The organism is Cryobacterium sp. PH29-G1, from assembly GCF_030063365.1.
Classification (GTDB): Bacteria; Actinomycetota; Actinomycetes; order Actinomycetales; family Microbacteriaceae; genus Cryobacterium.
On record NZ_JASISY010000020.1, the window covers coordinates 19,484 to 46,319 of the forward strand.

Annotated in this window: 26 protein-coding genes; 9 read left to right on the forward strand and 17 right to left on the reverse strand. The window is 66.4% G+C overall.

Annotation, left to right across the window (positions count from 1 at the left end; translation table 11 throughout):
• Positions 1-17 precede the first annotated feature (17 nt).
• The 4 genes from QMK22_RS16955 to QMK22_RS16970 are packed head-to-tail and all read left to right on the forward strand — an operon-like array spanning position 18 to position 3,455.
• Positions 18-980, forward strand: coding sequence for an ABC transporter substrate-binding protein (locus tag QMK22_RS16955; RefSeq protein WP_283498829.1), 963 nt, complete (start codon positions 18-20; stop codon positions 978-980).
• 51 nt (positions 981-1,031) lie between these two features.
• Positions 1,032-1,835 (forward strand): ABC transporter permease, encoded by an 804-nt coding sequence (locus QMK22_RS16960; RefSeq protein ID WP_283498830.1) that lies wholly within the window; start codon positions 1,032-1,034, stop codon positions 1,833-1,835.
• Positions 1,832-2,605: an ABC transporter permease gene (locus QMK22_RS16965; protein ID WP_283498831.1), complete on the forward strand. Its 774-nt coding sequence runs from the start codon at positions 1,832-1,834 to the stop codon at positions 2,603-2,605. Before QMK22_RS16960 ends, QMK22_RS16965 begins: the two co-directional genes overlap by 4 nt.
• Complete coding sequence (locus tag QMK22_RS16970; RefSeq protein ID WP_283498832.1) at positions 2,595-3,455, forward strand: ABC transporter ATP-binding protein; 861 nt, start codon at positions 2,595-2,597, stop codon at positions 3,453-3,455. The genes QMK22_RS16965 and QMK22_RS16970 overlap by 11 nt, the downstream gene beginning before the upstream one ends.
• A 254-nt stretch (positions 3,456-3,709) precedes the next feature.
• Here QMK22_RS16970 and QMK22_RS16975 read toward each other — a convergent pair whose 3' ends face one another.
• Positions 3,710-4,720: a PDR/VanB family oxidoreductase gene (locus QMK22_RS16975; RefSeq protein ID WP_283498833.1), complete on the reverse strand. Its 1,011-nt coding sequence runs from the start codon at positions 4,718-4,720 to the stop codon at positions 3,710-3,712.
• A 12-nt stretch (positions 4,721-4,732) separates the two neighbouring features.
• On the reverse strand, positions 4,733-5,827 hold the full coding sequence (locus QMK22_RS16980) for an aromatic ring-hydroxylating dioxygenase subunit alpha (RefSeq protein ID WP_283498834.1): 1,095 nt from the start codon (positions 5,825-5,827) through the stop codon (positions 4,733-4,735).
• 113 nt (positions 5,828-5,940) lie between these two features.
• Between QMK22_RS16980 and QMK22_RS16985 the strand changes: the two genes are divergently transcribed.
• Complete coding sequence (locus tag QMK22_RS16985; RefSeq protein ID WP_283498835.1) at positions 5,941-6,576, forward strand: PadR family transcriptional regulator; 636 nt, start codon at positions 5,941-5,943, stop codon at positions 6,574-6,576.
• A 49-nt stretch (positions 6,577-6,625) separates the two neighbouring features.
• Here the strand turns inward: QMK22_RS16985 and QMK22_RS16990 are convergent, their stop codons facing one another.
• The 6 genes from QMK22_RS16990 to QMK22_RS17015 form a co-directional block, all read right to left on the reverse strand.
• The gene (locus tag QMK22_RS16990) at positions 6,626-8,176 is read right to left on the reverse strand and encodes an acyl-CoA synthetase (RefSeq protein ID WP_283498836.1); all 1,551 of its coding nucleotides are present in this window, start codon (positions 8,174-8,176) and stop codon (positions 6,626-6,628) included.
• A 105-nt stretch (positions 8,177-8,281) separates the two neighbouring features.
• The gene (locus QMK22_RS16995; protein WP_283498837.1) at positions 8,282-9,280 is read right to left on the reverse strand and encodes an ABC transporter substrate-binding protein; all 999 of its coding nucleotides are present in this window, start codon (positions 9,278-9,280) and stop codon (positions 8,282-8,284) included.
• Positions 9,281-9,329: 49 nt separating this feature from the next.
• Positions 9,330-9,785: a MaoC family dehydratase gene (locus QMK22_RS17000; protein ID WP_283498838.1), complete on the reverse strand. Its 456-nt coding sequence runs from the start codon at positions 9,783-9,785 to the stop codon at positions 9,330-9,332.
• Between the two features lie 49 nt (positions 9,786-9,834).
• Positions 9,835-10,986: an acyl-CoA dehydrogenase family protein gene (locus tag QMK22_RS17005; protein WP_283498839.1), complete on the reverse strand. Its 1,152-nt coding sequence runs from the start codon at positions 10,984-10,986 to the stop codon at positions 9,835-9,837.
• The gene (locus tag QMK22_RS17010) at positions 10,983-11,867 is read right to left on the reverse strand and encodes an amidohydrolase family protein (protein ID WP_283498840.1); all 885 of its coding nucleotides are present in this window, start codon (positions 11,865-11,867) and stop codon (positions 10,983-10,985) included. Before QMK22_RS17010 ends, QMK22_RS17005 begins: the two co-directional genes overlap by 4 nt.
• A gap of 2 nt (positions 11,868-11,869) precedes the next feature.
• Positions 11,870-12,829 (reverse strand): SDR family NAD(P)-dependent oxidoreductase, encoded by a 960-nt coding sequence (locus QMK22_RS17015; protein ID WP_283498841.1) that lies wholly within the window; start codon positions 12,827-12,829, stop codon positions 11,870-11,872.
• A gap of 117 nt (positions 12,830-12,946) precedes the next feature.
• On the opposite strand from QMK22_RS17015, the gene QMK22_RS17020 reads away from it, so the two are divergent.
• From QMK22_RS17020 to QMK22_RS17030, 3 genes are all read left to right on the forward strand, one after another.
• Complete coding sequence (locus tag QMK22_RS17020; RefSeq protein ID WP_283498842.1) at positions 12,947-13,624, forward strand: MarR family winged helix-turn-helix transcriptional regulator; 678 nt, start codon at positions 12,947-12,949, stop codon at positions 13,622-13,624.
• A gap of 426 nt (positions 13,625-14,050) precedes the next feature.
• Entirely contained in the window at positions 14,051-15,271 is a 1,221-nt protein-coding gene (locus tag QMK22_RS17025) for an NRAMP family divalent metal transporter (RefSeq protein ID WP_283498843.1), read from the forward strand.
• Positions 15,262-16,059 carry a putative hydro-lyase gene (locus tag QMK22_RS17030; protein WP_283498844.1) on the forward strand — a complete coding sequence of 266 codons (798 nt, stop codon included), beginning with the start codon at positions 15,262-15,264 and terminating at the stop codon, positions 16,057-16,059. Before QMK22_RS17025 ends, QMK22_RS17030 begins: the two co-directional genes overlap by 10 nt.
• An 18-nt stretch (positions 16,060-16,077) precedes the next feature.
• Here the strand turns inward: QMK22_RS17030 and QMK22_RS17035 are convergent, their stop codons facing one another.
• The 9 genes from QMK22_RS17035 to QMK22_RS17075 form a co-directional block, all read right to left on the reverse strand.
• Positions 16,078-16,758, reverse strand: coding sequence for a GntR family transcriptional regulator (locus QMK22_RS17035; protein ID WP_283498845.1), 681 nt, complete (start codon positions 16,756-16,758; stop codon positions 16,078-16,080).
• A gap of 47 nt (positions 16,759-16,805) precedes the next feature.
• The gene (locus QMK22_RS17040) at positions 16,806-18,542 is read right to left on the reverse strand and encodes an acetyl/propionyl/methylcrotonyl-CoA carboxylase subunit alpha (protein ID WP_283498846.1); all 1,737 of its coding nucleotides are present in this window, start codon (positions 18,540-18,542) and stop codon (positions 16,806-16,808) included.
• Positions 18,543-18,545: 3 nt separating this feature from the next.
• Positions 18,546-20,189 carry a 5-oxoprolinase subunit B/C family protein gene (locus QMK22_RS17045; RefSeq protein WP_283498847.1) on the reverse strand — a complete coding sequence of 548 codons (1,644 nt, stop codon included), beginning with the start codon at positions 20,187-20,189 and terminating at the stop codon, positions 18,546-18,548.
• A gap of 4 nt (positions 20,190-20,193) precedes the next feature.
• Positions 20,194-20,952: a LamB/YcsF family protein gene (locus QMK22_RS17050; protein WP_283498848.1), complete on the reverse strand. Its 759-nt coding sequence runs from the start codon at positions 20,950-20,952 to the stop codon at positions 20,194-20,196.
• Between the two features lie 92 nt (positions 20,953-21,044).
• Positions 21,045-22,127, reverse strand: coding sequence for a DUF2891 family protein (locus QMK22_RS17055; RefSeq protein ID WP_283498849.1), 1,083 nt, complete (start codon positions 22,125-22,127; stop codon positions 21,045-21,047).
• A 21-nt stretch (positions 22,128-22,148) separates the two neighbouring features.
• On the reverse strand, positions 22,149-23,117 hold the full coding sequence (locus tag QMK22_RS17060; RefSeq protein ID WP_283498850.1) for a DUF979 domain-containing protein: 969 nt from the start codon (positions 23,115-23,117) through the stop codon (positions 22,149-22,151).
• Positions 23,114-23,833, reverse strand: a complete 720-nt coding sequence (locus QMK22_RS17065; RefSeq protein ID WP_283498851.1) for a DUF969 domain-containing protein — start codon at positions 23,831-23,833, stop codon at positions 23,114-23,116. The genes QMK22_RS17060 and QMK22_RS17065 overlap by 4 nt, the downstream gene beginning before the upstream one ends.
• Before the next feature lie 245 nt (positions 23,834-24,078).
• Positions 24,079-24,747 (reverse strand): CoA transferase subunit B, encoded by a 669-nt coding sequence (locus QMK22_RS17070; RefSeq protein ID WP_283498852.1) that lies wholly within the window; start codon positions 24,745-24,747, stop codon positions 24,079-24,081.
• Between the two features lie 19 nt (positions 24,748-24,766).
• Positions 24,767-25,483 carry a CoA transferase subunit A gene (locus tag QMK22_RS17075; RefSeq protein ID WP_283498853.1) on the reverse strand — a complete coding sequence of 239 codons (717 nt, stop codon included), beginning with the start codon at positions 25,481-25,483 and terminating at the stop codon, positions 24,767-24,769.
• A gap of 172 nt (positions 25,484-25,655) precedes the next feature.
• On the opposite strand from QMK22_RS17075, the gene QMK22_RS17080 reads away from it, so the two are divergent.
• On the forward strand, positions 25,656-26,486 hold the full coding sequence (locus tag QMK22_RS17080) for an IclR family transcriptional regulator (protein ID WP_283498854.1): 831 nt from the start codon (positions 25,656-25,658) through the stop codon (positions 26,484-26,486).
• Positions 26,487-26,836 lie beyond the last annotated feature (350 nt).

The window sequence follows — 26,836 nt, forward strand, 5'->3', positions numbered from 1 at the left end:
CAACACAATGGAGTGACATGAAGAAAATACTCATGATCGGATTCGCCGCGGCATCCGTTCTCGCCCTCAGCGCCTGCTCAGCCGGCTCCGACTCCTCGGCCCCCGCCGGCAGCGACGCCCTCACCCCGGTCACGGTCGGTGTCATTCCCATCGCCGATACCGCTCCGCTCTATCTTGGGCTCGAGCAGGGTTTCTTCAAGGACGAGGGATTGGATCTCACCATCGAGACCGCGACCGGCGGCGCCGCGATCGTTCCGGCCGTCGTCACCGGCGACTACCAATTCGGGTTCAGCAACCTCGTGTCGCTTATGGTCGCCAACGACAAGGGCCTGCCGCTCAAGGTCGTCAACGCCGCCGTCGCCTCCACCGGCGACGTGACGAGCGACTTCGGCGCCGTCATCGTCAAGGGCGATTCGCCCGTCAAGACCCTCGGCGACCTCGACGGCAAGACCGTTTCGGGCAATAGCCTCAACAACATCGTCGACACCGTCATGCGCAGCTCCATCGATCGACTCGGCGGCGACTCGTCCTCGATTTCGTTCGTGGAAGTTCCGTTCCCGGACGCCAGCGCCGCCGTGGAAAACGGTCAGGTTGATGCCGCCTTCGTGGTGGAACCCTTCGTGACGGCCGCCCTGGAAAGTGGCCAGCGCGTTATTTCTTATGGGTACGCCGACTTTGACGTGAATCTCGATGTGGCCGCGTACTTCTCCTCGGCCGACACCGTCGCCAACGATCCAGAGCTCGTGACCAAGTTCCAGAGCGCGATGACGAAGTCGCTGGAATACGCCCAGGCCAACCCGGACGCCGTGCGCGCGATCATCGCAACCTACACCAAGACTCCGGCGGACGTGCTCGCCAAGATCGTGCTGCCGAAGTACCCGACCGAGTTCAACGTGAACGCCGTCAACGCCCTCGGCGAAGCGGCCCTCAAATACGGTGTGGTCGAGACCGCGCCCGACATGAGCACGTTCCTGCCGTAACCGCACGTCATCCGCCCAACCGCACCGACCACGAGGAAGTGGCTTGCCAGAATGAGCACACAACGCAGCGCTGCTGCCGGGCCGAAAGCGAGAGCTTTGGGCCTGGGCATCAGCGGAATTATCCTGTTCTTCCTGATCTGGGAGGCCACTCCCCGCCTCGGCCTGGTCAGCGACCGCTACCTGCCACCGGCGAGCGAGGTGCTCGTGCGTCTCGGCCAGTACCTCGGGGAGGCCGCGTTCTGGCAGGACGTCGCCGATACGATGACCAGCTGGGCACTCGGGCTGTTCATCGCCACCCTCGCCGCCATCGTCGTTGGGCTCATCATCGGTTCCAGCCGGTTTCTGCGCCGCGCCACCCACACCACCATCGAGTTTCTGCGCCCGATCCCCTCGGTCGCGCTCATCCCGCTGGCCGTACTGATTTTCGGTACCAGCATCGAATCCACCCTGCTGCTCGTGGTGTACGCCGCGTTCTGGCAGGTGCTGCTGCAACTGCTGTACGGCATCAGCGATGTCGATGCCGTCGCCAACGACACCGCGAAAAGTTATGGCCTCGGCCGGCTCGCCCGGGTGCGTTACGTCATCTGGCCCACCGCGCTGCCCTATCTGATGACGGGGCTGCGCCTGGCGGCCGCCGTCGCCCTGATTTTGGCGATCACCGCCGAACTGATCATCGGCACCCCGGGCCTGGGCAAGCAGATCGCCCTGACCCAGTCCGGCGGCGCCATCTCCTCGATGTATGCCCTCGTGCTGGCCACCGGCATGATCGGCGTGCTCATCAACCTCGCCGCGCGCATCGTTGAGAAACGCGTGCTGAGCTGGCATCCGTCCGTGAGAGGAGAGGTCGTCCTGTGAGTCCCCTCAAACGCATCGCCTATTTCTTCGGCCTGCCCGTCCTGCTCATCATTCTCTGGTGGGCGCTGTCCTTCGGCTCGACCAACTTCTTCGTGCCCAAACCCGTCGAGCTCGCCCAAACACTGTGGACGACCTGGATCGGAGATCGTTTTTTCGACGACGTGCTGCCGAGCCTCGGGCGCCTCGCCGTGGGTTTGTTCTTCGCGATCGCCCTGGGCATCGTGCTCGGCCTGCTCATCGGTTCCACCCGCTGGCTGCGCAATCTGCTCGAACCGCTGCTCGAATTCTTCCGCGCGATTCCGCCCCCCGTGCTCGTGCCGCTGCTCATGCTGCTGATCGGCGTCAACGACAGCATGAAAATCGCCGTCATCATCTCCGGCGCCATCTGGCCGGTGCTGCTCAACACGGTCGAGGGCGTGCGCGCTGTTGACGCGGTGCTCAGTGACAGCTGCCGCAGCTACGGCATTCGGGGTTTTGCGCGCATCCGCTATTTCGTACTGCCCGCCGTCACCCCGCAGATCATGGCCGGAGTGCGACAGTCACTGTCCATCGGCCTGATCCTCATGGTGATCAGCGAGATGTTCGCCTCCTCCTCGGGCCTCGGCTTCACGATCGTGCAATTCCAACGCAACTTCGCCATCCCCGAAATGTGGAGCGGCATCGTCGTTCTCGGCCTGATCGGCCTCGGCCTGGCCCTCATCTTTCAATTCGTCGAACGACGGGTACTGCACTGGTACCACGGCCTAAAGGAAATCACTCATGACAGTTAGCGAGACCACCATGAACCAGCCCGTGACGACCGTGCCGATGCTCTCGGTACGCGGCCTGCAGAAAATCTACAAGGTTCCCGGCGGCGACGTCGAAGCCGTGCGCGACCTCACCTTCGATCTGGCCGAGGGAGAGCTGGTCTGCCTTGTCGGACCCTCCGGCTCCGGCAAGACCACCCTGCTCAAATGCATCTCCGGCCTGATGGAACAAACCAGCGGCACCGTGGAACTGGCCGGCAGCAAGGTCACCGGTCCACCCAAATCGATGGCCGTAGTCTTCCAGGAATACGGCCGCAGCCTGTTCCCCTGGATGACCGTGCGCGCCAACGTGGAGCTGCCCCTGAAAAACCAGAAAGTTCCCAAGGCCGAACGCACCGCGCTCGTCGATGCGGCCCTCACAGCGGTCGGACTCTCGCACGTGCCCAAAAGCTACCCCTGGCAGCTCTCCGGCGGCATGCAGCAGCGCGTCGCCATCGCCCGCGCCGTCGCCTACCGCCCGCAGGTGCTGCTCATGGATGAGCCCTTCGCCGCCGTCGACGCCCAGACCCGTGCCGACCTCGAAGACCTGATCCGAACCATCTGGAAAGATCTCGGCATCACCATCCTCTTCGTCACCCACGACATCGACGAGTCCGTCTACCTCGGCGAACGCGTCATCGTGCTCTCCAGCTCACCGACGGTCGTGCAGGAAGACCTCAAGATCGATCTGCCAGCCGAACGCGACCAGCTCAACACCCGCGCCCTGCCGCGCTTCATGGAACTGCGTTCGCACGTCTACGCCGAGATCCAACGCGCCAAACTCGGCCCCGTCACCGAGCAGATCACCGCGCAGCGCACGGCCGGCCGCGCATAGCGTTCACACACCAGCCGCTCGCCTGGCGATCCGCCCTTCACGATGCCGCGCGGGAGTTGCGCCAGTGCGCGGGAGGCGCAACACGCGCGCACTGGCGCAGGTCGCGCGCGACGAGTGACGCGGGAGTACTGACCAGACCCGAACCCCCGCGCACCAGCGCAGGTCCCGCGAATCAGCGCAGATCCCGCGCGGCGCGCAGACCAACGAGCGGATGCCCGGCGAATTTCGCCGGGGCATCCGTTTTGGCGTAGCGGTTAGGAAACGTCGATCGTGACGATAGCGGGGCCGCCGGCTGCGGCATCCGCTTCGAGCCCGGTGCGCGAGGTGACGGCGCGGGAGACGCAGCAGCACATCTTCGCGGCGGCCTGCTGCTGGCGTTCGCTGTAGAACACGTCGCGGTTGTCGATGGCGCCGTGCAATGCGAGCACCGTGACCTCGCACAGGCCGCATTCGCCCTTGCGGCAGTCGAACATCATCTCGACGCCGGCGTCTTCGAGGGCTTCGAGCAGGGAACGGCCCGCCGGCACGCGGGCTTCGACGCCGAGGCGGGGTATCCGCACGAGGAACTCCTCCGGGTCGTACCAGCCGCTGTTGCCGAAGGTCTCGAACCGCAAATTGGGATGGTTGAGTTCGCGTTCGGTCCAGGCCCGGCGCACGGCATCCATCAGGCGGATCGGCCCGCACATATACAATTCCGCGCTCGGGTCGATGCTGCCGACGAGGTCGGCCACCGACAGGGCGGTGCCCTCGTCGTCGATGTGCACCTGCAGGTTGTCGCCGTGCAGCGCAAGAAGTTCGGGCAGGTAGGCCATGCGTTCTCGGCTGCGCGCCGCGTAGACGAACGTGTAGTTCGCCCCCAGGTTTTTCAGCACTCGGGCCATGTTGACGATCGCGGTCACGCCGATGCCTCCGGCCAGCAGCACGTAGCTGGGCGCTCCGACGCGCAGCGGAAAGTTCTGCAGCGGTTGCGTGACCTCCAGCGTATCGCCCGGCTGCAGCCCGTGCATGAAGATCGAGCCGCCGCGGGACAGCGGCGCGCGCAGCACGCTGATCGCCACCCGCGAGCCATCCTCGGTCGAGTCGACGACGGAATACGAGCGTTTACGTCGCTCACCATCGATCGTCACGAACAGGTCGAGGTGCGAGCCCGGCTCGGCTCGTTTCGGCGAGGCCGGCGCGAGCACGATGCGCTGGATATTGGTGGCGACCGCAGCGGTCTCGATGACCGTTGCCTGCTGCCACACCTCAATATTGGTTGCTGCCATGATTCTGCCCGCCTATTTGGCGGTGGCCATCCGGCCTTCGGCCTCGAGCATCCGCTCGATCAGGCGACGTACCCACAGACCACCGGCATCAATGTTGAGGTTGTAGAACTCGTAATCAGGATTGGCGTCGATGGCGGCCTGCTGGGCCATGAGCATGTCTTCGTCTTCTTTAAACACGCCGGAGACGCCGGCCCGCAGCTGCGACGTGATGAGTTGGCTTTCCAACCGGTAGTTGCGCATGAAGGCCCAGAAATAGTGTGCGCTGCGGGCCGTTTCGGGGGTGATGGTGTTCATAACGTAGCCGTTGACACCCTGACTGCGGTCGCCCTCGGGCGCCCCGGTTCCGGCCTTGGCCACGCCCACATCGATGTTGATCGTTGACGGCGCTTCAAAGTGGATGATCTGCCAGCGGTCGACCTTGCCGGAGTAACCCGAAAACTTGTCGCGCATGTTCTTCAGCCAGAACGGCGGGGCGTCAATGTTGTGCATCCAGCGCGACACGGTCACGGTCGTGTCGTCGTGGGTGACCTCGAAGTCCGATTCGCTCAACTCAGCCTGGCCGATGCTGGAGCCGTGCACGAATTCTTCGTGGGTCAAGTCCATCAGGTTGTCGAGCACAAGCTGGTAATTGCAGGTGACCGGGATGGTGAGTCCGTCGCCGGCCCAGTCGGGGTGGTCCATCTGGTGCATGTCGGGAATGGTGTCGGGGTTCGCGAGTGTCGCATCGCCGAGCCAGACCCAGAGAAAACGGTGACGTTCCACGACGGGGTAGGAGGGCACCGTTGCACTCGGATTGATGGTCTCCTGAGCGGGCATGGACACGCACCGGCCGGCCGAGTTGTAGACGATGCCGTGGTACGGGCACTGAATCTCGTCTTTGGCGAGCAGCTTGCCCTGCGACAGCGGGGCGAGGCGGTGCCAACAGGCATCCGCGAGCGCGACCGGCCGGCCGTCTTCGGTGCGATAGATGGCGAGGGGTTTGTCGGCCACTGTGCGGGAGATCAGCGTGCGGGTGACCTCGTGGTCCCAGGCGGCAACGTACCAAGTGTTGAGCGGGTAGTTGAGCACTTTGTTCGTGGTCGAACTCTTGGTCTGGATAATCGTCATTGAAACCCTCCGGTCAGCTACCTATCCCCATAGATAGTTAGCGCAGGATTCAGACTACCTATACTGGTAGTCAGTTTCAAGTAGTTTTCATCACGACCCAAGGGGACACCTCTATGAGCCTTCGCCACGCGCTCCTGGCGCTGCTCACCGTGGAACCCATGACCGGGTACGACCTGTCGAAGGCGTTCCAGGCATCCGTTTCGCATGTCTGGCATGCCCCCGACTCGCAGATCTACCCGGAACTGCGCCGAATGGAAGCCGACGGCTTGCTCGTGGGTACCGAGGTGCCGTGGGGGCCGCGCGGCAAAAAACGTGAGTACAGTGTGACGCCGAAGGGACTCGACGCCTTTCGCGCCTGGATGAACGAGCCGCTCAGCTACACCCGGGAGCGTGACCCGGCGCATCTCAAGGCCGCCTACCTGGAGTGGGCCGAGCCCGACGCCGCCCGGGCGCAAATGCACGCACACATCGATGCCTATACGGCCCGCAGGGACGACTGGCGCGACAAGGTGCGCGAGATCGACACCGGCACCAGCACCATGCTCGAACAGCGACTCGCCCATGCGCCAGCGAGCGAGCACGCGAGCATTCGCGCCTACAAGCGCTACACCTACGAGGGCCTGATCGCTCGGGCCGAGCACGAGATCGAGTGGGCCGAACGCGGGCTCGCGCTCATCGATGAGCTCAACGCTGATGCGCCCACGGCCGCTCACCGCACTCGAGCGGATGCCGCGCCGCCGGCAACCTGACCAGGGTGAGCCGCAGCATCCGTTTGCCACCCGCCGAGCCGTGCGGTTGCTACACCGCGTGGGCCTTGCGCAGCTCCGCCTTGCGGATCTTGCCGCTCGCGGTGCGCGGCATTTCGGCGACGATCACGACGCGCTTGGGAACCTTGTAACGCGCCAGTCGGTCCTGCAGGTGCATCTGGATAGCGTCGGCGTCGAGGGTGAAGCCGTCGCGTACGGTGATCACGGCGCACGGCACCTCACCCCACTTCTCGTCGGGAATGCCGATCACGGCCACGCTCGACACCGACTCGAGCTCGGAGATGGCGAGCTCGACTTCGGCCGGGTAGATGTTCTCACCGCCGGAGATGATCATGTCCTTCAGCCGGTCGGAGATGAACAGGTAGCCGTGTTCATCGGTGTAACCCATGTCACCGGAGCGAAACCAGACATTGCCCGCGTAGCTCTCGGCGGTGGCTTCGGCCCGGTTCCAGTACTCGCGAATGACGTTCGGGCCGGAGATCTGAATCTCACCGACCTCGCCGTCCGGCACTTCAGCGCCCGTTTCGTCGACGATGCGCACGTCGGTGAAGAAGTGCGGCAGCCCGGCGGAGCCGGCCTTCTCGCGCGACTTATGCGGGGCCAGGCTCGTGGCGCCGGGCGCGGTTTCGGTCAGTCCGTAACCGCCGGAAAACGACAGACCGCGCTTCTCGTAAGCCTCGAGCACCCGGGTGGGAACAGCCGAACCGCCGCAGGTCAGCTTCTGCAGCGAGCTGATGTCGGTGCTCGCCCAGTCCGGGTGCTCGCACAACAGCTGGTAGGTCGTGGGCACGCCGCTGATAATGGTGGCCTTGTGCTGCTCAATCAGGTGCAAAGTGCGGCCCGGGTCGAACTTGGGCTCGAGCACGACGGATCCGCCCTTCAGCAGGGTCGGCAGCACGCCCATCCCCAGCGAGGCGACGTGGAACATCGGCGCGATCATGAGGGCCACGTCGCTGCTGACAAAGTCATAGTCGACGAGCACGTTGAAGCTGTTCCAGGTCATGTTGCCGTGCGTGAGCAGGGCGCCCTTGGGCTGGCCGGTCGTGCCGGAGGTGTAGAGAATGAGCGCGGGGTCATCGAGGGTCACGTTTTCGTCGCGGTGCGTGGCCGGGGCGCCCGCGATGACCTCGTCGAGGTTTTCCACCAGCAGTCCGGCCGAGGCGGATTCGGCGGCGGGAGCGGCGGCATCCGCTACCCGAATGCGCTGCACCACCTGGGTGCCGGTCGAGCCACGCTCGGCCAGGTCGGTCAGGCTCACCGCGTGCACCAGAATGCGGCTGCCGGAATCGGTCAGTGCGAAGGCGATCTCGGGCGCGGCCAGGCGGGTGTTGAGCGGAACGAAGATGGCCCCGAGCACCCCGCAGGCGAACAGCGTCTCGAGAAAGGCCGGGTGATTTTCGCCGAGATAGGCGACCCGGTCACCCGAACGGATGCCGCGGGCATCGAGGGCGTTCGCCAGCCGGTCCACCCGTTCGGCGAATTCGCCGTAGCTGACGCGATCATCGCCGCTGATCAGCGCCGTCTGCTCGGCCGATTTCACTCGTCGGCGGTGGATCCAGGAACCGAGACCTTGGTTATGCATCGTTGCACGTACCTTTCACACGCCTCCATTTTCGGAGGCACTGACACTGGGCGGGTCAGGGGTGTGCCCACCGTACTACGGCGCACACCCCCGGTTGCGAGCTGTTTAGCTGGCGATCATCGCGGCGACGTCGGGCGCGTTCGTCACGACGTTGTACTTCTGCATCAGCTCACCGAGGTCGGCGAGCACGGCCTCGGGCACCTCGCCGTCGAACGTCTCCATCTTCAGCTTGGCGGCCACGGCCGCGTCCATGCCCATAAAGGCCGGCAGGGTTGCACGCACATCGTCGGGGTTCGCTTCGGCCAGTTTGAGGGTTTCATCCACGGCGTCACGGAACTTGGCGAGGGTCTCGGCGTTGTTCGTGGCGTACTTGGCGCTCGTGAAGGTGACCATGGTGGGCAGCCCGGGGAGGGCCTGCTGGTTCGGGTATCCGATGAGTTTGAAGTCGGCGCTCGCGAGCGCCTTGCTCAAAAACGGCTCCGGCACCCAGATGGCGTCGGTGTTGCCGGCGGCGAGCTGGGCTTCCATGTCGGGGAACGGCATCTCGTTGAACTTGATCAGAGACGGATCACCGCCGTCTTGCTCGGTGCTCTCCTTGATGGTGAGGTCTCCCTGGGTGCTCACCGCATTGACCGACACGGTCTTGCTTTCGAGGTCGGCAAAGCCGTCGATGCCCGAATCGGTGCGCACGACAACACCGTTGATGTCGTCGCCGTCGGCCTTGGAGTTGCTGTAGCCGGTGACGATCTCCATTTCGAGGCCCTTATCAACGGCGACCATCACCGACAGCGGGTTACCGATGGCAAAATCCATGCTGCCCGCGTAGACGGCGGGCAGCATCGCGGCGCCACCCTGACCGGTCTGCAGCTGCACGTCCAGGCCGTGCTTTTCAAAGATGCCCTCGTCGATGCCGTACTGCATGGCAACCGACGGCGCGATCGCGAGCACGCCTACCGTCACGGTGGTGAGGGCGCCGTCGGCGGCGTCGGGCGGCACATCGGCGGCGGGTGTCGCGCCGGCGCAGCCGGTGAGGGCCAGAGCGACGACGGCGAGGCCGGCCAGGCCGGTGACGGTGCGAACGCGGGTCAGGTTACTGTGAAACATGGTGCCTCTTCCTTGAGGGTTGTGTGATGTGCAGTGCAGCGGATGCGGGTCAAACGTAGAAGCGGTACAGCGAGTGCGCGACGACGGCTGGTTTGGTGCCGCCCTCAATCTCGATGGTCTGGTCGACGCCGAGCTGCACGCCGCCGGCGATCTCGGTGACGCTGGCGATGGTCGCCCGCATGCGGATTCTCGAACCGACGGTGACGGGTGAGGGAAAACGCACCTTGTCCAGGCCGTAGTTGACCTTGGTGGTCACGTCGGTCACGTCGAGCAGTTCGGTCCAGAACGGGATCGCGAGCGACAGGGTGAGAAACCCGTGCGCAACGGTGGTGCCGAACGGCCCGTCCTTGGCCTTGACCGGGTCGGTGTGCAACCACTGGTGATCATCGGTGGCGTCGGCGAAGGTGTCGATCTGGGTCTGGTCGACCTCGATGTAGTCGGTGTAGCCCAGGTCGGTGCCGGCCAGGCCGGGCAGTTCGGCGAAGGTGGTGACGGTGGTGCTCATGGCGCTCCTTATATATCCAGATGAGACGATGGCGGGTGAGGCGAAAGGGTTAGCTGAAGGCGCTCTGCCCGGTGACGGCGCGTCCGACGATGAGGCTGTTGATCTCGTGCGTACCCTCGTAGGAGTACACGGCCTCGGCATCGGCATGAAACCGGGCGACATCGGTGTCGAGGGTGATGCCGTTGCCGCCGACGATTTCGCGAGCCAACGCCACGGTGTGGCGCATCCGCTCGCAACAGAACATCTTCGCGAGCGCCGAATTCTCCTCGGTGAATACGCCGGCCTCCTGCTGCTGGCTGAGCCGCACGACCAGGCCGAGCGACGCCGTGACGTTGCCGAGCATGGTGGCGAGCTTCTGCTGGGTGAGCTGAAAAGCGGCGAGCGGCTTGCCGAACTGCTCACGGGTTTTCGCGTAGCGCAGGGCCGCCTCGTAGGCGCCGGCCTGCAGGCCGGTGGCGATCCACGCCACGTCGGAGCGCATCGAGCGCAACAGGGCGGCGACATCCTTGAACGAGTTGATGCGCTGCAGGCGGTCGGTCTCGGCCACCTGCACGTTGACGAGGTCGATGTCGGCGTTCTGCATGATGCGCAGGCTGGTTTTGCGCTGGATTTTGCGGAGGATGACGCCGGGGGCATCCGCTGCTACGAGGAAGGCCTTCACCTGACCGTCGGCCTCGTCGCGGGCGAAGACGGCGAGTACGTCGGCGCTCGAGGCGCCGCCGATCCAGCGCTTCGCCCCATTGAGCACCCAGGTATCGCCGGTGCGACGCGCGGTTGTGGCGAGCCCGCCGGCGATGTCGGAGCCGTGCTCGGGTTCGGTCAGCGCAAAGACGCCGGTGCAATCGAAGCTCGCGATTCTCGCGTCGAGCGCAGCGACTTGCGCTGGGCTGCCGCCCAGGTTCACGGTGGTGCGAAACAGTCCCGACTGGGCGTTGTAGAACGTGGCAACGGATGCGTCGGTGCGGGCCAGTTCGAAATTGCGAAAGCCGCCGTAGAGTGCGCTCGTGCCCGCGTTCATGAGGTCGAGTTCGACCAGCTTCGGCACGATCTGGTACGGAAACTCCCCCGCCTCCCAGTGATCGGCGAGCAGCGGCTGCACCTCACGGTCGAGCACCTCCCGCAGGCCCTGTAACACCGCAAGCTCGTCATCGCTGAGCAGGGTGGAGTAGCCGAACTGATCGCTCGGGTAGAAGGCGGTCATGCGCACAGTCCGAGCAGGCGGATGGCGTTGTCTCGCAGAATCTTCGGCCGCACACTGTCTTTGAGGTTGAGATCGGCGAAGTCCTTCAGCCAGCGGTCCGGGCTGATCAGCGGAAAATCACTGCCGAAGAGCACCTTGTCTTGCAGAAAGGAGTTGGCCTGGCGCACGAGGTTCTCGGGAAAGTACTTGGGCGACCAGCCCGAGAGGTCGATGTAGACGTTCTGTTTGTGGGTGGCGACGGCGAGGGCTTCGTCCTGCCACGGCACGCTCGGGTGCGCCATGATGATCGGCAACTCGGGAAAGTCGGCGGCGACGTTGTCGAGCAGCATCGGGTTGGACAGGCCAAGCTTGAGGCCGAAACCGCCGGGCAGGCCCGAACCGATACCGGTTTGGCCGGTGTGAAAGATCGTGGGCAGCCCGAGGGTCTGCAGGGTGGCCCAGAGCGGGTAGAACTGCTCGTCGCTCGGGTTGAAGTTCTGCACGGTCGGGTGGAATTTGAACCCGCGCACCCCGAAATCTCCGACCAGGCGCTCGGCCTGGGTGATCGCAGCCGCTCCCCGGGTGGGGTCGACCGAGCCGAACGGAATCAGCACGTCGTTGTTGCGGGCGGCACCGATCGCGATCTCTTCGCTGCTGTTCGGCGGGTGGTTCAGGTTGCGGGAGGCGTCGACGGTGAAAACGACCGCGGCCATCTTGCGTTCGCGATACAGGTCGGCGATCTCGTCGAGGCCGGGCCGGGGGGCATCCGTTTTGAAATATTTGCTCGCGGCGTCGACGAGCGGCTGCGGCAGGGCGTTGTGCCCGTCGTCGCCGACCTCGATGTGCACGTGCGTGTCGATGGCCGTGAGCGCGTCAACGTTGAGGCCCAGTTCGTAGACCATCGCTAGTTCGCCGCGACGGGCTGCAACTCGGCGGGCAGCTCGGGCAGTTTCTCGCCGACGCTTTGCAGTTTGTCGCCGAACAGCGCGGAGAAGTCTTCGCTCAAGGTTTCGACGCTCCACCCGCCGGTCTCGAAGGCGGTCGCGACGACCTCGGGGTGCGACCAGAGCTGAACCCGGTCGCCGCCGGAGCCGATGACCTGGCCGGTGACGCCGGCCGCAGCATCGGAGGCGAGAAAGCCGACGACTCCGGCCACGTCCTGCGCGGTGCCGTAGCCGAGCACCCGGCGGGCGAAGGGCGGCATGGTCTCGCCGCGAGCTGCGGCATCATTGAAGGCTTTGAAGAAGGGCACGGTGTCGGTCATCGCGGTCGCCGCGACCGGCACGACCGCGTTCACGGTGACGTTGGCGCGAGCCAGTTCCATCGACCAGGTGCGCACCATGCCCACGATGCCGGCCTTGGCGGCAGCGTAGTTGGTCTGGCCGAAGTTGCCGCGCTGACCGGTGGGCGAGCCGATGCAGATGATGCGGCCACCCTCGCCCTGTTCGCGAAAACGAATTGCCGCCTCACGAACACAGGTGAATGTACCGCGCAGGTGCACGTTGATGACAGCGTCGAAGTCGTCGTCGGTCATCTTCCAGACCACGGTGTCGCGCAGCACGCCGGCGTTGGTGACGAGAATGTCGAGACGGCCGAAGCTGTCGACGGCGGTTTGCACAAGCTGTTGCGCGGTGGCGGTCGAACCCACCGGGGCGACGACGGCCACGGCCTGGCCTCCTTCGGCAACGATGGTCGCGACGGCGTCATCGGCGATCAGCTGGTCGACATCGTTGATCACAACGGATGCCCCCTGCCGTGCCAGTTCCTGCGCGTAAGCGAGTCCGAGCCCTCGGCCGCTGCCGGTCACGATCGCTACCTTGCCTTTCAACAGCGTGCCGGTGGGGGGCATGTTCGTCAACGTCATTGTGACTCCTCGTTCGATTGTGGCGTCGATGCCACGGGGCTCTGCCGTGCGGTAAAACCAATGAAAACCTATACCGTTGAAAATGTCAACTAATTTGCTAGGGTTTATCCTATGGAAATGACAAAGTCCGTTCCGGCCGTAAAAGCGCCCCTGGTTTCCCGCGCCGAGGGTGCGGCCGGCGCGCCGGCAGAGTTCGTTGGCACTGGCGCTGGCGCTGGCGCTGGCCCTGGCGCTGGCACCGGCACCGGCACCGGCACCGGCACTAGCACCGGCACTAGCACTGGCGCTGGCCCTGGCCCTGGCCCTGGCGAGCAAACGAGAGCCGCCGACCCGGCTGCCGACCGCCTGCGCGATTCCGATCGGTTGCGCGATACCGACCTCGCCAACGAGATCGAGTTCATGACGGCGCGAGCCCGATCCGTTGGCTCGGCCCGGGCCAACAGCATGCTCGCCGAGCTCGATCTGCGCGTGCGATCGTATTCCGTGCTATCGCTGGCCTGCAGCGGCCAGAACCCCTCGCAACGCGAACTCGCCGGGTTTCTCAGCCTCGACCCCAGCCAAATTGTGGCCCTCGTCGACCATCTGGAACAGCTCGGCGCCGTCACCCGCGAGCAGGATCCGCGCGATCGCCGCTCCAAAGTGATCGTGGCCACCCCGGCTGGCCGGGAACTCTACCGGCAGGCCGGCGCCATGATTCAGGCGGCCGAGGACCGATCCCTCCGGGGCCTCAGCAGTGCCGAGCGGGACCAGCTGCGCTCCCTACTGCGCCGCATCGCCTTCGAACCCGCTCCCTGACGCGCCGGCCGGCCTGGCTGCCCACCGGCCCACCTGCCTGTCTGTCTGTCTGCCCGCCCCGGATTCCAGTCCGCCCGGACTTCCTGCCTGCCCACTTGCACACCTGGCTGCTCGCCTGCCTGCATCCGCTCGGCAACCGCTCGGCCAGCCCGCCCAGCGCATAACTCCTGCAATTTGAGAGCTCGCCAGAACTTCACCGCGCCATTCCGCGGAAGTCGGCGCTGGCCTGAAGAAATTGCAGGAGTTATGCGCCGGGGAAGCGCGAGAACCGGATGCGCAGGATCTGACCGTTTTGTATTTCAGGCGGGTTACAGGTTGACCCAATGTCCCCCAAATGGTTGCAGTGATTGTTGAACAATCGTAGGCTTTCTCACAATCAGTGGCCGCCGGTGCTGACTCGTATCCCAGAGAAGTGAGCAGCAATTCATGGCCACGACCAATGCACCGATCACGCGTAAACCGAAGAGCAAACACCGCGGAGCCCTACTCGGAGCCATGTTCCTCATGGCCACGAGCGCGGTCGGCCCCGGCTTCATCGTGCAGACCACGACCTTCACGGTGCAACTCGGTGCCGCCTTCGCCTTCGCCATTCTGGTGTCGATTCTGGTGGACATCGCCGTTCAGCTGAACGTGTGGCGGGTCATCGGCGTGAGCGGCAAGCGCGCCCAGGAACTCGCCAACACCGTGCTGCCGGGGGCCGGCTGGTTTCTCGCCGCGCTCATCTGCATCGGCGGCCTCGTCTTCAACGTGGGCAACATCGCCGGAACAGGACTCGGCACCAACGTTCTGTTCGGCATCGATCCGAAGATCGGCGGGCTCGCATCGGCGGCCATCGCCATCGCCATCTTCCTGAGCAAGCGTGCCGGCGTGGCGCTCGACAAGATCGTCGTCGTGCTCGGTGCCGTCATGATCGTACTCATCGGCTACGTCGCGATCGTGTCGCAGCCGCCGCTCGGCGCAGCACTTAAAAATGCCGTAATTCCCGACAACATCGACTTTCTCATCATCACGACCCTGATCGGCGGCACGATCGGCGGCTACATCACCTACGCCGGCGCGCACCGCATGATCGACGCCGGCGTTTCCGGCCCCGAAAACGTCGGTGAGATCACCAAAAGTTCCATTCTCGGCATCATCATCACCGGCGTCATCCGGGTGCTTCTGTTCCTGGCGATTCTCGGCGTCGTCGCCGGCGGCGTCGCTCTCACCAGCGATAACCTGGCCGCCGAAGCGTTCCAGTCCGCGGCCGGCGACATCGGCCGCATGCTGTTCGGTGTCATCCTCTGGGCCGCCTCGATCACCTCGGTGATCGGAGCCGCGTACACGTCGATCTCGTTCGTCACCACCGCGAAGACCTCGCCACGGGTGCGCAGCATTGCCACCTGCGTGTTCATCGCGGTGTCGGCGGCGGTCTTCACCCTGCTCGGCCAGGCCCCGGCCACCCTGCTCATCATGGCCGGAGCCGTCAACGGGCTGATCCTGCCGGTCGGCTTTGCTGTCATCCTCTGGGTGGCGTGGCGCCGCCGCGACCTGCTCGGCGGCTACGTCTACCCCAAATGGCTCATCGTCATCGGCGTCGCCGCCTGGCTCCTCACCGTGTATCTCGGCTACCGCTCACTCGGCGGCCTCGTGCAGCTGTGGTCGTAACGCAGATCGACCGGGCAAGCCTCAGCCCTGCGGCGGCCCGGGCGCGCTTTCGAGACGGACTCGCCACACCGACGGCGGGCTGGTCCAGCGGATTCACCCAGGCGAACCTCATTATCGTGCCGCGCGAGCAGGCCTTCGACGTGCTGCTGTTCGCCCAACGCAACCCGAAGCCCTGCCCGATCCTCGGAGTGCTGGAGGCCGGAGAGACGACCGGCCCACTGCTGGTCGGCGGCGACATTCGCACCGACGTCGGCCGCTACACCGTCTACCAGAACGGTGTGCTCGTCGATGAACCCACCGACTTGTCGGCCTGGTGGCGCGACGACCTCGTCACCTTTATCGTCGGCTGCAGCTTCACCTTCGAGGCCGCTCTGCAAGAAGCGGGCATTCCCATCGCCCACATCGAGCAGGGCCGAAACGTACCGATGTACCGCACCAACCGGCGCTGCGCATCCGCTGGCAGCCTGGCCGGGCCGCTCGTCGTGTCGATGCGCCCGATCCCCGCCGACCGGGTAGCGGATGCCGCGCGCATCACGGCGCGTTACCCCGCCGTGCACGGCGCTCCGGTGCACATCGGGGATCCGGCGACACTGGGAATCCATGACCTCGCGAGCCCCGACTTCGGAGACCCGGTGCGCGTGGCCGACGGCTTCGTTCCGGTGTTCTGGGCCTGCGGGGTCACCCCGCAGGCGGCCGTGATGGAGTCCCGCCCGCCGCTCGCCATCGGCCATGCCCCCGGCCACATGCTCATCACGGATGCCCGTGACTGCGACTATCTAGTGCCGTAGGCCCCGCGCATGCCGGCCTCAGGCGCGGGCATGCGCCGCCAGTAGCTGCTGCTCGGCGCCGTGCAGGTAATCGACCAAAAGCGCCGCCGCCGCGGCGCGTTCCCCCGCCTCGAACGTGTCGAGAATCACGGCGTTGTCGTCAATGTACGGGGCGTGGAAGAGCGGATCGTCTTCCATCGAGTGAAAAACCAGCCGCATCTCGGCGAGCACCTGGGTCATCTGCTGGGTCAGGCGTTCGCTTCCGGTCAGGGCCACGATGGCCGCGTGAAAGTCCTGGTTGGCGCTCGCCATGCCCGGCACCGAGCCGGCGCGGCGGGCGACGCGGGCGCGCGCGATGGCGGCATGGAGGGCATCCGTTTTCGGTTCGATCGACCATGCAAGCGCGGCCGGTTCGAGAAAGCGTCGCACCCGGTAAATCTCCCGAATGTCGTCGGCGGTGGGCCGGGTCACGAAGACACCCCGATTGGGGATGCGCGTGACGACGCGCTCGCGGGCCAGGGTCGCGAAAGCCTCGCGCAGCGTATTGCGGGACACCCCGAGCACCTCGCAGAGTGGCTCCTCCGACAGTTTGGCGCCAGGGGCAAGCTGCCCGGCCGAAATACGCTCGCGCAGCATCGACGCGGCCCACAGTCCGGTTTCGGCGTGGCGAACGTCGGCGCTCTGGCGACGAAGGTCGGGCAGGATCTCGTCGAGGGTCATGTCCCCACAGTATCGAGTCTGGTGCAGGATCGAGTCTGCTGCGCGGGTCAGGCCTCAATGGCGGCGACGACCGCGTGCACGGCCACTAGGTCACCGGGAGCCACGAGCAACCCCACGACGATGCCCGAGCGATGCGCGAGTACGGTCGACTCCATTTTCATGGCCTCGAGCACCAGAAGCGCATCCCCCTCGGCCACGGTGACGCCGTCCTCGACGAGCCACTTGACGACCGTGCCGCTCATGGTGGAGTGAAGCGCGGCCGGATCCGGCTCGTCGGCGGCGACCGCGGCGACAGGAACCGCGCCGCCGCCGTGACTGAGGCCGGCCAGCAGGTCATCGGGCAGACCGAGCGCCACGCGTCGCCCGTCCAGTTCGATCGTGATGGTGCGCCGCCCGATCGGCACGGCAGCCGGAGCGAGCGAGGGGTCGGCGGCGAGCTGCTCGGCAAACTCGGTTTCGATCCAGCTCGTGTGCACGCCCAGCCGATCCGGTCCGGCGAACGCCGGCAGGTCAACGACGGCCCGGTGAAAGGGCAGCACGGTGGGCAGGCCGGTGATCTCGAACTCGGCGAGCGCCCGGCGAGCGCGCCGCAGGGCCTGCGGCCGGTCAGCGCCGGTGACGATGAGCTTGGCCAGCAGCGAGTCGAATTGCGGCGCAACCGCATCGCCAGAGCGGATGCCGGCATCCACTCGGATGCCCGGCCCGGTCGGCACGGTGAAGGTGGTCACGGTGCCCGGCGACGGCAGAAAACCGCGGCCCGGGTCTTCGGCGTTGATGCGAAATTCGAACGAGTGCCCGCGCGGCACCGGGTCGTCGGACACCGGCAGCCCGCCGCCGGCGGCGATCGCGAGCTGGGCCAGCACCAGGTCGACGCCGGAGGTCTCTTCGGTGATCGGGTGTTCCACCTGCAGGCGTGTGTTCACCTCGAGAAAGGAGATACTGCCGTCGTCGGCGAGCAAGTACTCCACGGTGCCGGCGCCGGAATAACCGGCCTCCCGGCAGATGGCCTTCGCCGAGCTGTAGATGAGCTCGCGCTGATCGTCGGTGAGAAACGGTGCGGGCGCCTCTTCAACGAGCTTCTGGTTGCGGCGTTGCAGCGAGCAGTCGCGCGTGCCGACGACGATCACTTCGCCGTGCCCGTCGGCCAGGATCTGCGCTTCGACGTGCCGGGGCTTGTGCAGAAAGCGTTCCACGTAGCATTCGCCGCGACCGAACGCCGCCACGCTCTCGCGCACAGCCGAGTCGAAGGACTCCTCGATGGCGTCGAGTTCCCAGACCACCTTCATGCCGCGACCGCCGCCGCCGAACGCCGCCTTGATGGCCACCGGCAGGCCGTGTTCCTCGGCAAAGGCCCGCACTTCGGCGGCGGTCTCCAGGGTTCCGTTGGAGCCGGCCACGAGCGGCGCGCCCACGCGCACAGCAATCTCGCGCGCCGACACCTTGTTGCCGAGCACGCGAATGCTGTCCGGGCTCGGTCCGATCCAGATCAGTCCGGCATTCTGCACGGCCTCGGCGAAGTCGGCGTTCTCGGAGAGAAAACCGTAGCCGGGGTGCACGGCATCAGCACCCGAGCGCCGGGCGATGGCCAGCAGCTTCGGCACGTTGAGATAGGTCTCCGCGGGGCTGTTGCCCTCCAGCGCGTAGGCCTCGGTGGCCATACCGACATGCGGGGCGTCGGCATCGACATCCGCATAGACGGCCACCGAGTCGAGCCCGGCGTCGGAACAACCTCGAATGATGCGCACGGCGATTTCGCCGCGGTTGGCGATGAGTACTTTGTGCACGGGTCAGCTCTCGTTCGGGTGGATGGCGGTCGGTGCGGTGGAATCAAGCTGTACGGCAGTAAAACGGATGCGCGCGCCCGTAGCGAGCTGCGCCGCCCGGTCGAGGTCGGCGTGCAACACCACCCCGAGCACCGGATAGCCGCCGGTCACCGGGTGGTCGGCCAGAAACAACACTGGAACGCCCGAAGCCGGCAGTTGAATGGCGCCGCAAACCGTGCCCTCACTGGGCAATTCGCCGCTCTGCGCGCGTTGCAGGGCCGGCCCGTCCAGGCGCAGGCCGATGCGATTCGACTGGGCGGTGACGCGCCAGTCGGTGCGGTCGAAGTCGCCGAGGGTGTCGGCGCTGAACCAGTCATCGCGGGGCCCGGGCACGTACCGCAGCACGGTCACGTCGTTGGGCGGCGCGGGCGCACATTCGGCGGCGCCCACCACACTCGTGGGTGCTGCCGGCAGCACCCGCAGGGCATGGCCGGCGCGAAGCGGCGCCGGGCCGATGCCCGACATGGAGTCGGTGGACCGGCTGCCGAGCACGAGCGGCACGTCGAAGCCGCCGCGCACCGCAACATAGCTGCGCACGCCCCACTCCGGGGCCGTGAGGCTCAGCTGTTCGCCGGCGTGCACCGCGAACGGCGCGTCGGTCGGTACGGATCGCGCGGCGGCATCCGTTTTGCCGACGCTGATCGCAACGCCGGCCCCCGCCACGGCGAGCACCTGCTCGGTGCGAGCCTCCAGCACGAGGCCGCCGAGAGCATTTTCCAGCACGGCGGCGTCGGCCGGGTTACCGACCAGGCGGTTGGCACGGCGCAGGGCGCCACGGTCGAGCGCGCCGGCCCCGGCCACGCCGAGATGGGCCAGGCCCGGGCGGCCGAGATCTTGCACGGTGGTCTGCGGTCCGGGCTGCACGACGACGAGGTCAACGATTGAGGCGGCGGCAGAATCGGCGGAGGCGGCGGCGGCGGCGGAAGAATCGGCGGAGTTGGCGGCGGGTGTGACAGCAGGGCTGACGGCGGGCGTGACCGTGATGAACTCGCGCACGGCGCGAAACTGCACCCGATGGCCCGGCTGCAGGAGGGCCGGCTGGTCGCGGTCAAGGTTCCAGAGGGCGGCGTCGGTACGGCCGATAAGCTGCCACCCGCCCGGCGTGACCCGCGGATAAACGGCGGAATAGCCATCGGCGAGCGCCACCGCTCCGGCCGGAACCGCCCGGCGCGGGCTGCTACGCCGGGCCACCCGCAGCCGGTCGTCGCCGACGAGGTAGGCGAATCCCGGGGCGAATCCGCCGAACGCGGCCGTCCACAGCTGTGCGGTGTGCGCTGCGATCACGCCGTCCCGGCCGAGGCCGGTGAGTGCGCCGACCTCGTCGAGGTCGTCACCGTCGTAGACGACGTCGATGGTGACCAGGTCATCGTGGGCGGCCTGGGCGGTGCGTGGCTCGATCGCGCGCAGCCGGGCGGCGAAACCGCGTGCCACGCTCGCCGATTCGGCCGTCACGAGCACGGTTTCGGCGGCGGCGACGACGTCGACCTGGCCGGGCAACGGATGCTCGCGCAGCGCCTCGTACAGCCCGAGCACCTCGCTGAGGCTGCCGAGCTGCACGAGCACAGCCCGGTCGCCGACGGCACGGATGGAACGGATGGGGGTACGCATTCCGCTAAACGAAACTGGCCACGGTTACGCCGGCACCCAGCAGGGCCGTGCGCACCGCCGCGGCGAGCCGCACGGCGTCGGGGGTATCGCCGTGCAGGCAGATGCTCTGCACCGGAACCGCAATGATGGAACCGTCGATGGCCACCACGGTGCCCTCGAGCGCGAGCCGCACGACCTGGGCCGTGACCGCCTCGACCGAGTGCAGCACAGCGCCGGGCAACGTACGCGAGACGAGGCTGCCGTCGGCGTTGTAGGCGCGGTCGGCGAAGGCTTCGGCCACGGTGCGCAGCCCGGCGGCCTGCGCGCGGCGTTCAATTTCGCTGTTCGGCAGCACCATCAGCGGCAGGCTCGGGTCGACGGCGAGCACGGCGTCCACCACGGCCTGCGCCTGCACCGGATGGCGGGCGATCGTGTTGTACAGGGCGCCGTGCGGTTTCACGTAGCGCACTCGTGTTCCGGCGGCGCGGGCGAGGGCCTGTACGGCGCCGATCTGATAGATCACATCGTTGCTGAGTTCGGCCGGGTCCATCTCGATGAAGCGTCGGCCAAAGCCGGCCAGGTCGCGATACCCCGGGTGCGCGCCGACCGCGACGTCGGCCATGGCGGCTGCAGCGCACGTCGCGCGGATGTGGTTGGGGTCGCCGGCGTGAAAGCCACCGGCCACGTTGGCACTGGTGACCTGGGCGATGATGGCGGTGTCGTCGCCGAGGCGCCAGTTACCGTAGGACTCTCCGACGTCGCTGTTCAGATCGATGGTAATCATGGTTCCTCATCTTTCGTTCTCCCTAGACTGCCCCATACCACCCGATTGTTCAACAATATTTAGAAAAGCTGACGGAGAATGGCAGTCCCGGGCTAGTTCGCGGCGGGATCGGCGAGAGCGGATGCCGACAGGAGCGCGTCCCAAGCGAAGGTCGCGAGCCAGTGCGATGACATGAAGTCTTCGGCCACGACCGCCTCGAGGCCGGCGCGCAGCAGGGGCTCCCGGGCCGCGGTCAGCCCCGCCACCACGGGTGCGGCTGGCGCGTCGAGCGCGGCGGGGGCACGGCGCAGCGCATCGAGAATGCGCGCGACCTGACCGGCCCGGGAGAGGTTCAGTCCGTGCAGGTGCACGAGGTAGCCATCCGCTTCGTCGGTGACGCGGTACGGGCGCAGAATGCGTGAGCCGGCCGTCAGCCCGGGCAGAAATGCGGCGAACCAGGTCGCGAATGCTTCGGGCGTGAGCACGCGGCGCAGCAGATCGGCCTCGCTGAGCCCGGCCGAGAGAAAGTCTTGCCCGCTCATTTCCCAGTCACCGGGCCAGCCGGCATCCGCTTCAAACCAGGTGCGGGCTGCGCTTTCGCACGCCGTGGCGGCGTCGCTGCGGCCGAGGTCGCGAAAGGCGTCGAGCATCAGGCCGAGGCCGAACGCCGAGTTGGTGTGCAGGCCGTGGCGCACCGGCCATTCAGCGGTGCCGACCCAGGCCACGAACAGTTCGGCCACGACGTCGACGATGGGGTCGAGTGCGGATGCCCAGCCGCGAATCTCGGCATCGGTCGATGCCGCGCAGGTGGCCGCGAGACGCACCAGCCAGGCCCAGCCGTATGGCCGTTCCCAGTTGGCGTTGGCGAGCAGATAGGCGCCCTCGACGTGCAGCTTGTCGGCCGTGAGATTGGCGCCGATCGCCCGGCGGAGGGCGGCATCCCGCTCCGCGTCCACGCCGTGCTCGAGCAGCTGCACACCCAACACGTGCATGTGCACGCTGGAATGCCAGTCGAAGGCGGTGTAGAAGGCCGGGTGGATCTGCTCGGGCGTGGGGCGGTCATCCGCTGAACGCGCGGTGTGGTGCGCCGAGTGCGGATAGGGCCGGGCCAGGTTGTCGAGCACGACGTCGGCGTAGCTCGGAGCGAGTTGGGTGAGCAGGGCGGGAGCGTCAAGGGGGGTGCGGGTGTCAGGCATGGAATCCACTTCGTTGTGCGGTCAGAACGCGAGAAAGTACATCAGGGCCACGTTGATGCCGAGCATTGGCACGCCGGTACCGATCTGGGCCTTGATCACGCCGTACTTGTCTTTCATCTCCAGCAGGGCCGACGGCACCAGGTTGAAGTTGGCGGCCATCGGTGTGACGAGGGTGCCACAGAAGCCGCAGAGCATGCCGATGGCGAACACGGCGGCCGGGTTGCCGTCAAAGGTCTGCACGAGCACGGGCCAGCCGATCGCGGCGGTCATGATGGGGAACGCCGCGAAGGCGTTGCCCATCAGCACGGTGAACAGAAACATGCCCACGCAGTAGACCAGCACGGCGGCGATCAGCGAGCCATCCGGCAGTACCACGGTCGCCAGGGTGCCCACGGCCACGCCCACGCCGGCCTTGGTGAAGAGGATGCCGAGAGTCGACAGCATCTGCGGCAGCAGGGCCGCCCAGCCGATGGATTCCAGAATGCGACGGCCTTCGAGAATGGGGGTGAACAGCCGCCGCGGCCGCAAAATAACCAGACCCACGATGACCCCGGAGATCGCGCCGATGCCGAGCGCCACCAGGGTGGAGTTGACCGGGCTGATCAGGAGTTGCCCGTTAATGGTGACGTACGGGGCCAGAAGCACGACCAGCACGGTCACCACGGGCAGGGTCAGTGCCGGAATGAAGAGTTTGTTTCCGAAAGCGACCGAATAGGTTTCGCGCTCCACGTCGTTCGTCGTGCGCGCCCGGCCGTCTTTGAGCTGGCCGGTGCTGGCGAGCACGACCATGACGATGACGGCGATCCCGAGGATCCAGCCGGGGGCCAGCTCGCTCTGCACGAAGGTGCCGTAGAAGAAGCAGAGGCCCAGCAGCCCCCAGAACGCGGCGCTGCCCCAGCGTCGCGGGTGGCTGCTGTCGCCGGCGATGAGCAGCGCCCAGACCAGAAAGAGCGCGCCGACAAACCAGTAAACCGCTTCAACGCCAATCATGCCGTGCCTCCTGCGTTGATGATTTCGACGTTGTCGGCGGCCTCAATGGCACGCACCTCGCGGTCGAGCTGTTTATCGAGTCGAAGTAATCGGAATCCGTGCACGAGCAGTGCGGCGATGGCGGTCGGGATTGCCCACACCGCCACGTGCAACGGGTCAAGCTGCAGGCCGTAGGTGGCATCGACGAAGGAGGTGATCAGCAGGATCGAGCCCACCGCAACGAAGATGTCTTCACCGAAGAAGACCCCTACATTGTCGGTCGCGGCCGAATGCGCCTTGATCTTCTCCTTGATCGGATCGGGCACCGTGCCGTAGCGACGCAGGGCCGCGCCCTCCGCCATCGGAAAGATCAGCGGCCGCACGGTCTGGGCGTGCCCGCCCACGCTGTTCAGGCCCAGAGCGGCCGTGATCTGGCGAATCAGGAGGTAGCCGACCAGCACGCGACCGGTGGTCAGGCGCGAGAGTCGGGCAATCATCCGCTTCGCCTGCTGCTGCAGACCGAACCGTTCGATCAGCCCGATGACCGGCAGCACGATCACGAAGACCGTCACCGACCGGCTGCTGGCGAAGCCCGTGCCGAACGCTTCCAGAATCTCCAGCGGGGTCAACCCGCCGATCAGCGCCGTGACGATGCCCGAGACCGTCACCACCACGAGGGGGTTCATGCGAATCGCAAACCCCACGATCACAAGCAGCACACCGATCAGAACGAGCATATTTCTCCCAGCGTTGCCTGCGCCCTGGGTCTCCAGACACGCCAAATAAACCCCCGATGAGCAGGGGTATTGCTCGCATTCTCAGAGCGGATGCCCAATCAGCGTTTTCCAGAGCCTACCTAATTGTTGAACAATCTCACAATAGCCAGGGGGACACTGAACGGAAATTACGCAAAAAACACCTCCGCTTCAGCAGCGAAGGTGTTTTTTGGCCGGCGTCAGCGGCGGCGCTCTTTTGGCGAGCGTCAGCGGCGACCGGCGCCGAGCCCGATGGCGGGCAGTTCCTCGACCGTGAAGGCGGCCTCGGTCGTGTCCTCGATGTCTTGCAGGCTGACACCGGGGGCGCGCTGCCGCAACACGAGGCCGGTCGCCGTCACGTCGAAGACGGCAATGTCGCTGATGATGCGGTCAACGCACTTCAGGCCGGTCAGCGGCAGGGTGCACTCGGTCACGATCTTCGGGGCGCCGTCGCGCGCGACGTGCTCGGTGAGCACGATCACCCGCGGGGTGCCGGCGACCAGGTCCATCGCGCCGCCCATGCCCTTGACCATTTTGCCGGGAATGGTCCAGTTGGCGAGGTCGCCGAGGCCGGAGACCTGCATCGCGCCCAAAATGGCCACCTTTACGTGCCCGCCGCGGATCATGCCGAACGAGGTGGCCGAGTCGAAGATCGACCCGCCCGGCAGCACCGTGACGGTCTGCTTGCCGGCGTTGATGAGGTCGGCGTCTTCCTCACCCTCCCACGGGAAGGGCCCCATGCCGAGCAGTCCGTTCTCGCTCTGCAGCGTCACCTGGATGCCCTCAGGGAGATTATTGGCCACGAGCGTCGGAATGCCGATGCCGAGGTTCACGTAGTCGCCGTCACGCAGTTCCTGCGCCGCGATCGCGGCCATTTCGTCTCTGGTCCAAGCCATGATTGTGCTCCTCGGGTCTCTAAGCGGATGCCAGCACGGGCCGGCTGCGCACGGTGCGCTGTTCAATGTCTTTGACCCGATCCGAGGACTGAACCAGGCGCTGCACGTAAACGCTGGGCGTGATCACATGGTTGGGGTTGATCTCGCCGGGCTCCACGATAATGTCGGCCTCGGCGATGGTCACGAGCCCGGCGGTGGCCACGATCGGGTTGAAGTTGCGGGCGGTGAAGCGGTATTCCAGGTTGCCCAGGGTGTCGGCGCGCCAGGCCTTGACCAGGGCTACGTCGGCGACGATTCCGCGTTCTTGCAGGTAGGTTTCACCGTCGAAGTCGGCGAGCGGCTTGCCCTCGGCGATGAGTGTGCCCACGCCGGTCTTGGTATAGAACGCCGGAATTCCCGCGCCGCCAGCCCGTAACCGCTCGGCGAGGGTGCCCTGGGGGCTGAACTCCACCTCGAGTACGCCGGCCAGAAACTGCTCAGCGAAGAGCTTGTTCTCCCCCACGTAGGAGGCGATAACCTTGCGCACCTGCCCGGCCTCGAGCAGCACGCCGAGGCCCTTGCCGTCGACGCCCATATTGTTGGACACCACGGTGAGGTCTTTCACACCGGATGCCCGCACCGCGTCGATGAGATCGGCGGGGATTCCGCTCAACCCGAATCCACCGACGGCGAGGGTCATCCCGTCGCGCAGAACGTCGAACAGCGCGTCAATCGCGCTGACCTGAACCTTGGACATACTGTCTCCTCGTTGAGTGGTGTAGCTGTGGAAGCCTGTCCATCTTGTGGACAACAGCTCGTTACGTCATGGTATTCAGGCCGAATAAGCCCTGTCAATTGCTATTTTCTTGCGATTCCACCCCGTGAACAGTAGGCTGCGAAACATCCACATTATGGACAAAGGAGTCACAATGACCGGTAACCGACCCGCCGCCACACCCCGGTCGGCCGGCGCCCCGGTGCTGCAGGGCGCCCAGGTCGTTACCCGCATCGCCCTGCTGTTGCGTCTGGTCGGTCGCAATCCCAGTGGCACTCCCTTGGCCGAGATCGTGCGCGACTCGGGCCTCACCCGGCCCACCGTGCACCGGCTGCTCACTTCCCTCGCCGCGGAGGGTCTGCTCGACCACGATCCGGTTAAAAAAACCTGGCACTACGGCCCCGAGATCTTCGTCATGGGAACCGTCGCTGCGGCCCGCTACCCCATCGAAGAGCTGGCCCGGCCCAGCCTGCAGCGCCTCGCCGAAGAAACCGGAGAGAGCGCGTTCCTCTCGATTCGGCGCGGCGCCGAGACCGTGTGTCTCTTGCGCGAGGAGGGCAGCTTTCCCATTCGCTCCTTCGTGCTGCACGAGGGGGTGCGGTTTCCGTTGGGGGTGGCATCCGCTGGTCTGGCGATCATGGCGTTCCTGCCCGAGGCCGAAGTGGATGCCCTCCTCGCCGACGCCGAGGCGCTCACGGCGCGCTGGGATGGTCGGCATTCGCCCGCCAGCATCCGTGCCAATCTGGAGCGCACCCGGGTCACCGGCTACGCGGTCAACCCCGGGCTTATTCTGGAGGGCAGCTGGGGCATGGGGGCGGCGATCTTCGACCGGGCCGGCCGGCCGGCCTGGGCGCTCTCGCTCACCGGAATCGAGCCGCGCTTCAAGCCCGAGCGGCAGAGGATGCTCGGCCAACTGTTGCTCGACGAGGCCAGCCGCATCACCCAGTCCCTGCAGCACGCCCGCCTGGCCTCCAACACCATCTAGCAAGCACCGCACCGCCCCGGCGCCCACCCTCCCTCCGCGCGCCCGCCGGTCGCGCCCCGCGCCGTGCCCAGTCCCTCCGCGCGCGCCTGCCCGCCCTCCGCGCCCCTTGCCTCCGCGCGCCGTTTGCCTCCGCGCGCCCGCCCTCCCTCCGCGCGCCCTCCCTCCGCGCCCCGTGCCTCCGCGCCGAGTGCCTCCGCGCCCCGTGCCTCCGCGCGCCGTGCCCAGTCCCTCCGCGCGCGCCTGCCCTCCCTCCGCGCGCCCGTGCCCAGTCCCTCCGCGCGCGCTCCCTCCGCGCGCTGTGCCCAGACCTTCCCCGCGCGCGCCCGCCCTCCGCGCGCCCTCCCTCCCTC

Bases quoted from the DNA above. Each gene is read 5' to 3' on its own strand.
- QMK22_RS16990 (WP_283498836.1), bottom strand. From the start codon at position 8,176: ATGCATAACCAAGGTCTCGGTTCCTGGATCCACCGCCGACGAGTGAAA.
- QMK22_RS17080 (WP_283498854.1), top strand. From the start codon at position 25,656: ATGACCGGTAACCGACCCGCCGCCACACCCCGGTCGGCCGGCGCCCCG.
- QMK22_RS17010 (WP_283498840.1), bottom strand. From the start codon at position 11,867: ATGGTCTACGAACTGGGCCTCAACGTTGACGCGCTCACGGCCATCGAC.
- QMK22_RS16995 (WP_283498837.1), bottom strand. From the start codon at position 9,280: ATGTTTCACAGTAACCTGACCCGCGTTCGCACCGTCACCGGCCTGGCC.
- QMK22_RS16960 (WP_283498830.1), top strand. From the start codon at position 1,032: ATGAGCACACAACGCAGCGCTGCTGCCGGGCCGAAAGCGAGAGCTTTG.
- QMK22_RS17050 (WP_283498848.1), bottom strand. From the start codon at position 20,952: ATGATTACCATCGATCTGAACAGCGACGTCGGAGAGTCCTACGGTAAC.
- QMK22_RS17015 (WP_283498841.1), bottom strand. From the start codon at position 12,829: ATGACGTTGACGAACATGCCCCCCACCGGCACGCTGTTGAAAGGCAAG.
- QMK22_RS17055 (WP_283498849.1), bottom strand. From the start codon at position 22,127: ATGCCTGACACCCGCACCCCCCTTGACGCTCCCGCCCTGCTCACCCAA.
- QMK22_RS17060 (WP_283498850.1), bottom strand. From the start codon at position 23,117: ATGATTGGCGTTGAAGCGGTTTACTGGTTTGTCGGCGCGCTCTTTCTG.
- QMK22_RS17070 (WP_283498852.1), bottom strand. From the start codon at position 24,747: ATGGCTTGGACCAGAGACGAAATGGCCGCGATCGCGGCGCAGGAACTG.
- QMK22_RS17000 (WP_283498838.1), bottom strand. From the start codon at position 9,785: ATGAGCACCACCGTCACCACCTTCGCCGAACTGCCCGGCCTGGCCGGC.
- QMK22_RS17035 (WP_283498845.1), bottom strand. From the start codon at position 16,758: ATGACCCTCGACGAGATCCTGCCCGACCTTCGTCGCCAGAGCGCCGAC.
- QMK22_RS16980 (WP_283498834.1), bottom strand. From the start codon at position 5,827: ATGACGATTATCCAGACCAAGAGTTCGACCACGAACAAAGTGCTCAAC.
- QMK22_RS16985 (WP_283498835.1), top strand. From the start codon at position 5,941: ATGAGCCTTCGCCACGCGCTCCTGGCGCTGCTCACCGTGGAACCCATG.
- QMK22_RS17045 (WP_283498847.1), bottom strand. From the start codon at position 20,189: ATGCGTACCCCCATCCGTTCCATCCGTGCCGTCGGCGACCGGGCTGTG.
- QMK22_RS17075 (WP_283498853.1), bottom strand. From the start codon at position 25,483: ATGTCCAAGGTTCAGGTCAGCGCGATTGACGCGCTGTTCGACGTTCTG.
- QMK22_RS17020 (WP_283498842.1), top strand. From the start codon at position 12,947: ATGACAAAGTCCGTTCCGGCCGTAAAAGCGCCCCTGGTTTCCCGCGCC.
- QMK22_RS17025 (WP_283498843.1), top strand. From the start codon at position 14,051: ATGGCCACGACCAATGCACCGATCACGCGTAAACCGAAGAGCAAACAC.
- QMK22_RS16975 (WP_283498833.1), bottom strand. From the start codon at position 4,720: ATGGCAGCAACCAATATTGAGGTGTGGCAGCAGGCAACGGTCATCGAG.
- QMK22_RS16970 (WP_283498832.1), top strand. From the start codon at position 2,595: ATGACAGTTAGCGAGACCACCATGAACCAGCCCGTGACGACCGTGCCG.
- QMK22_RS16955 (WP_283498829.1), top strand. From the start codon at position 18: ATGAAGAAAATACTCATGATCGGATTCGCCGCGGCATCCGTTCTCGCC.
- QMK22_RS17065 (WP_283498851.1), bottom strand. From the start codon at position 23,833: ATGCTCGTTCTGATCGGTGTGCTGCTTGTGATCGTGGGGTTTGCGATT.
- QMK22_RS17005 (WP_283498839.1), bottom strand. From the start codon at position 10,986: ATGACCGCCTTCTACCCGAGCGATCAGTTCGGCTACTCCACCCTGCTC.